The sequence below is a fragment of the Mycobacterium sp. TH-M82 genome, from assembly GCF_057473605.1.
On the sequence record NZ_JBYCKY010000859.1, the window covers coordinates 1 to 6,285 of the forward strand.

Genomic DNA, 6,285 nt, shown 5'->3' on the forward strand with positions numbered 1-6,285 from the left:
CTCCACGACAAACCGGGGCCTGCTACCCGGCGCTCCGGTACCTACCGGGACGGGACTTTCACCCGCTAGTCCAATCCAACTTCCAGGACGCAACATCGGGGCAGGCTATCGCCGCGGGCCGACAGAACTCACGACACGCGTACCCCCTTGATCCCTTAGTCTCGACCGCCTCCGCCGCCTAGGCTCTTTGACGCAACGCGTCGACAGGTAGGGGAACAATGGGTTCGATCCACGAGGTGATTGACGCGTTCCGCGAAGCGCCGTCGAACTCGGAACGTGGGACCAAGTTCGAGAAGCTCATGGTCCGCTACTTCGACCTTGATCCGCTGCTGTCCCAGCAGTACGGCGAAGTATGGCGGTGGATCGACTGGCCTGGCCGTAAAGGCAAGCCCGACACCGGAATCGACCTCGTCGCCCGCGAGCGCGACAGTGGTGAGTACACGGCTATCCAGTGCAAGTTCTACGAGCCGACGCACCAGCTCCGCAAGGAGGACATCGATTCGTTCTTCACCGCTTCTGGCAAGCAGCCGTTCACCAACCGGATCATCATCTCCACCACCGACCGGTGGGGGAAGAACGCTGAGGACGCTCTCGAGGATCAGACCATCCCGGTGCAACGGATCGGCCTGGCGGAGATCGCTGACTCGCCGATCGACTGGGACATCGCCTGGGTAGACGGCGACCTGCAGATCGATGTCTCCGAGGCGACCCGTCACGAGCCGCGTCAACATCAAGCCACCGCGATCGAGAAGGTGTTCGCGGGTTTCGCCGCCGGCTACGACCGCGGCAAGCTGATCATGGCGTGCGGCACCGGCAAGACGTTCACCGCGCTCAAGATCGCCGAGCGCACCGCAACCGAGAACGGTGGCAGCGCACGGATTCTATTCGCGGTCCCGTCGATCTCCCTGCTGAGCCAGACGCTGAGGGAGTGGACGGCGCAGACACAGCTTGACCTGCGTGCGTTCGCTGTCTGCTCGGACACGAAGGTGTCCCGCGCGGCGGAGGACATCAACACCTACGACGTGGCGATCCCAGTGACCACGAACGCCGCAACGCTGGCACACGAGATGGAGCACCGCAAGCGTGCCAAGGGCCTGACGGTGGTATTCACGACCTATCAGTCGCTGCCAGTCATCGCCGACGCACAGAAACTGGGTGTAGCGCCGTTCGATCTGGTGATCTGCGACGAGGCGCACCGCACCACCGGTGTCACGCTGGAGGGGGCCGGCGAGTCCAACTTCGTACGGGTCCACGACGAGAACTACCTGCACGCGACCCGCCGCTTGTACATGACGGCGACGCCGCGGATCTACGACGAGACAGTGAAGGCGAAGGCTGACGAGCATTCCGCCGAGATCACCTCGATGGACGACGAGACAAAGTACGGCCCGGAGTTCCACCGTCTGTCATTCGGGGAGGCTGTGGAACGTGGCCTGCTCACCGACTACAAGGTGCTGGTACTCACCGTGGACGAGGAGATGGTCGCCGCGCCGTTGCAAGCCCAACTAGCTGGCCCCGACGGAGAACTGCGCCTCGACGACGCGACGAAGATCGTCGGCGCCTGGAACGGTCTAGCCAAACGTGCCGGCAAGACCCCGGACGGTCAGGGATTCGCGCCGGGTGAGGTACCGATGCGCCGGGCGGTCGCGTTCGCGAAGGACATCGCTGCGTCGAAGAAAGTCGCAGCGCTGTTCCCACAAGTCGTGGAGACCTACCGCGAGATGCTCACCGACAGCATCGACGACGGCCACGATGTGAACACCACCAACCTCGATCTCGCGGTGCAGGTCCACCACGTCGACGGCACCTACAACGCGCTGGAGCGTAACCGCGAGCTTCAGTGGCTTAAGGCGCCTCTGCCGGAGAACGAATGCCGCATCCTGTCTAATGCCCGGTGCCTGTCTGAGGGCGTCGATGTCCCAGCCCTGGATGCGGTGATGTTCCTGCACCCCCGCAACAGCGTCGTTGACGTGGTGCAGTCAGTGGGCCGGGTGATGCGCCGAGCAGAGGGCAAGGACTACGGCTACATCATCCTGCCGGTTGCAGTCCCTGCCGGTGTCTCACCGTCACAAGCCCTTTCGGATAATCGCCGCTTCAAGGTGGTGTGGCAGGTCCTCAACGCTCTGCGCGCTCACGATGACCGGTTCAACGCGATGGTCAACTCAATCGCACTGAATACCTCCTCGGAACTGCAAGCCACCGGGCAGGGTTCCGATCAACTCCTCGGTGGACACATCGGCCCGACGACGGAGAACCCGGAGAGCATCGGCAACGGTGAGAGCACCGGCCCTACCGGCGGCGGTGACACCGGTTCCGACCCGGCCGTCGGCGTCGCGGACGGGAGCGGTTCCGATGGCGGGCGGCTGGCATCGCAGATGGCGTTGTTCTCGCTCTCGGAGTGGCAGGAGGCGATCTACACCCGCATCGTCGATAAGGTCGGCACCCGGACGTACTGGGAGGACTGGGCCAAGGACGTCGCGGACATCGCCGCGGCTCTCGTCGCGCGGATCAAGGTCCTGATCGACGGGGCCGACCCAGCGGTGACCGATGCGTTCGCTAAATTCCACAAGGGGTTGCAGGACAACCTCAACGACTCCATCACCCGTGACGATGCGATCTCGATGCTCGCGCAGCACCTGATCACGGCACCCGTATTCGACGCCCTCTTCGCCGGCCACGAGTTCGCGGCACACAACCCGGTGTCGAAGACGATGCAGGCGATGGTCGACCAGCTCGGCGGGGCGGGCCTGGAGGCCGAGACAGAACACCTAAAAGGCTTCTACGATTCGGTGCGTATCCGCGCCTCGGAGGTCACCACCGCTGACGGTAAGCAGCAGGTGGTCGCCGAACTCTACGAGAAATTCTTCAAGGTCGGATTCGCCAAACAGGCTGAGGCGCTCGGCATCGTGTACACGCCTGTCGAAATCGTCGACTTCATCCTCCGCGCCGCCGACCACGCGTCGCGCGAGGCCTTCGGCCGCGGCCTCACCGACGAGGCTGTGCACATTCTTGACCCGTTCACCGGCACCGGCACGTTCATCACCCGGCTTATGCAATCGGGTTTGGTTCGTCCCGAGGACCTCGGCCGCAAGTACGCCGGCGAGTTACACGCCAACGAGATCATGCTGCTGGCGTACTACATCGCCGCGGTGAACATCGAGACCACCTACCACGCGCTGGCCAAGACCGAGTACAGCCCGTTCGAGGGCATTGTCCTGACGGACACGTTCCAAATGACCGAAGACGACGACTCGATGGACACGGACATGTTCCCGCAGAACAACTCTCGGATCGTCAAACAGCTCGCCGCGCCCATCCACGTTATCGTCGGGAACCCGCCGTACTCGGTTGGACAGACCTCTGCGAATGATCTAAACGCGAATATGTCCTACCCGACGTTGGATAAGTGGATCGCGAACACCTACGTGAAAAGGTCTGCCGCGACGAACAAGAACAGTCTGTACGACAGCTACTTCCGCGCTTTCCGCTGGGCCACCAACCGCGTCGGTGATCACGGCGTTGTTGCGTTCGTGTCGAACGGCGGCTGGATTGACAGTAAGACGGCCACCGGTGTCCGACTCTCCTTCGCCGATGAGTTCAGCCGACTATACGTATACAACTTGCGCGGAAATCAGACTGGAGACTGGAAACGAGAGGGCGGCAAAGTATTCGGCGAAGGTTCGCAGACGACGATCGCGATTCTCATAGGAATCAAGGCTCCCGAGCACACAGGTCCTTGCGAGGTGTTCTACCGCGATATAGGCGACTACCTCAGCCGAGAAGACAAGCTGGCGGTCATCAGCTCCGGTACCGTCGACTCAATCGAATGGAGAACCATCCATCCAGATGTTTACGGCGATTGGATCAACCAGCGCGGCAAGGATTTCCCAACGTGGCCGCCACTTGGCAACAAAAAGGGGGGGTTGCGGATCTTCAAGACCCATGCCTACCCACTTCTCACCGCTCGAGACGCCTGGGTCTACAACTTCTCGCTAGAAGCTCTCAAGGAAAATGTCCCTGCCACGATCCAGTTTTACAATACGCAAGCAGCAATCGCCGCCGCCGCGAAGGCATCCGGCAACAACCCGGCTGACGCGATTAGCTACGACGCCAAACGCATCAGTTGGTCATCGAGCTTGATGGCGAAAGCCGAAGCCGGCGCGGAACTGCACTATCGGCCCGACGCGTTCGTGGAAGCTGAGTACAGACCGTTCCTGACTCAGCGCCTATATTTCGACCGCGACCTCAACCACCGAGTTGGACTCTTGCCACGGATGTTCCCATTTCCAGAGCACGAGAATATCGGATTCTGCGTGGTCGGGACCGGTTCAGAGAAGCCGTTCTCGGTCCTGATGGTGAGCCGTCTACCTGACTTGTCATTCTGGGGTTCAGGGAGCAGCCAGTACTTCCCCCGCTGGACCTACGAGAAGGCTGGCACCGACGACGGCACCCTCGCGCTCGAAGCCGGAGACGCCGGAGACGCCGGAGACGCCGGAGAGATCGACGAGTATGGGTACCGCCGGGTCGACAACATCACCGACGAGATCCTGAAGCGGTACCAGGCGGCGATCGGCGACCAAGCCACCAAGGACGACATCTTCTTCTATACATATGGCCTGCTGCACGAACCGGCCTACCGCGAGACCTATGCGGCCGACCTGAAGAAGATGCTGCCGCACATCCCGACCCCTGAAACGCGGGAGCGGTTCGAGCAGCTCGCATCAGCCGGCCGGGCACTGGCCTACCTTCACGTCGGATACGAAGACGTCGAGCAGTACCCAGTCGATGTGCAGCTCAAGACCGGCGCTGATTCGGCCGATCGCGAGACGTGGAGGGTGTCGAAGCTGAAGTGGGCCAAAAAGAAGGACCCAGGCACCGGCAAGATGGTCGATGATCTGACCAAGTTGATTTACAACACGAAGGTCACCATCGCTGGCATCCCCGAGGAGGCCGAGCGGTACATGCTCGGCTCCCGGTCGGCGCTGGCGTGGATCATCGACCGCTACCAGGTCAAAACTGACAAGGCGTCCGGCATAGTCAACGACCCGAACACATGGTGCGACGAGCACGACAATCCGCGGTACATCGTCGATCTGGTCGCCAAGGTCACGACCGTCGCGGTGGAGACGATGAAGATCGTCGACGGGCTTGCCGAAAGCGGATAGGACCCGGCGACTGGGCTATGTTTCGGATTGCGACGTGTTGTCGGTCCACCGAGATGGCTTCCAACCATGGTGACTACCTGTTGAGCGAGTCCACCGAGGGCTGGGTGCTCTACGACGACGAAGGCCGAACCACGCTACTGTGTAGCGATCTCAATGCCGTGCTACTTGACGCTGCCAAAGTGATGCGTGAGAACAGCGATCCTGTACGTGGCGGGTGGATCGCAGTGCCAAACCACCGAAGTGCAGACACTGCGTTTTCTCCCAAGGTAGGGCGCGAGCTCTTACAGGCGCAGGAGATTCACCCCATCGTGCGCGCGCGACTGCGGCGACTCTTCAAACGCGTCCAAGACACGTACTCCGAACGCCGGCACCATCGCTGACTGGACTTCTTGTGTTGTCATCCAACGGATTTGACAAGCTTCCTCGGTAGCGTACGGCTCACCCCCTGTCGGCCGACAGCGGTACACCAATGCGACGATTCCGCGTGCCAGATTCTTGTAGACACCAGTGAGCCGCTCGACCGTGACCTCAAGTCCGGTCTCTTCCAAAACCTCACGTCGAACACCGGCCTCGAACGGCTCATCGAGTTCGAGCACACCGCCCGGAGGCTCCCAGTGCCCGTTGTCGTCGCGCTTGATGACCAACACCCGGCCATCATCACGGACTACGATGCCGGCGACGCTGACCGAGTGTTTCGGTGTGGCTGCCATGCGCAAGACTCCTCTGCGGCCGACTTTATTTAGTGACAGGGGATGTATCGTTTCCCTAGACTAGTCGCCTAGACATGTAGGGGAAGGCTCTCAGGTGCTCCAACTTGGCCAGATCGACCGGGCCGACGATAAGCCGCCGTATCGGCAGATCGCCAGCATGTTGCGCGACTCCATCATGTCTGGCCAGCTAGAAGCTGGTGCACGTCTGCCCTCCGAAGCCGAGCTGATCGAGCATTTCAGGGTCGCCCGGATGACAGTCCGCCAGGCAGTACAAGAACTGCGCGCCGAAGGCCTGGTGATCTCCGAGCATGGTCGCGGTGTGTTTGTGCGACCCGCTCCCCCAATTAGGAGGCTCGCCTCCGATCGCTTCGCGCGGCAACATCGCGCCAGCGGCAAAGCCGCATTCACCG

3 protein-coding genes are annotated in these 6,285 nt (G+C 61.7%); 2 read left to right on the top strand and 1 reads right to left on the bottom strand.

Annotated features, from left to right (window positions below):
- Positions 1-218 precede the first annotated feature (218 nt).
- Positions 219-5,165, top strand: coding sequence for a DEAD/DEAH box helicase (locus tag AC2VON_RS24945; protein WP_486955211.1), 4,947 nt, complete (start codon positions 219-221; stop codon positions 5,163-5,165).
- Positions 5,166-5,446: 281 nt separating this feature from the next.
- Here AC2VON_RS24945 and AC2VON_RS24950 read toward each other — a convergent pair whose 3' ends face one another.
- Complete coding sequence (locus AC2VON_RS24950) at positions 5,447-5,875, bottom strand: NUDIX hydrolase (RefSeq protein WP_486955212.1); 429 nt, start codon at positions 5,873-5,875, stop codon at positions 5,447-5,449.
- Positions 5,876-5,969: 94 nt separating this feature from the next.
- Here AC2VON_RS24950 and AC2VON_RS24955 point away from each other — a divergent pair.
- A partial coding sequence (locus AC2VON_RS24955; protein WP_486955213.1) for a GntR family transcriptional regulator occupies positions 5,970-6,285 on the top strand: 316 nt, incomplete at its 3' end.

Coding starts and splice junctions, on each gene's coding strand:
- AC2VON_RS24945 (WP_486955211.1), top strand. CDS start 219: ATGGGTTCGATCCACGAGGTGATTGACGCGTTCCGCGAAGCGCCGTCG.
- AC2VON_RS24950 (WP_486955212.1), bottom strand. CDS start 5,875: ATGGCAGCCACACCGAAACACTCGGTCAGCGTCGCCGGCATCGTAGTC.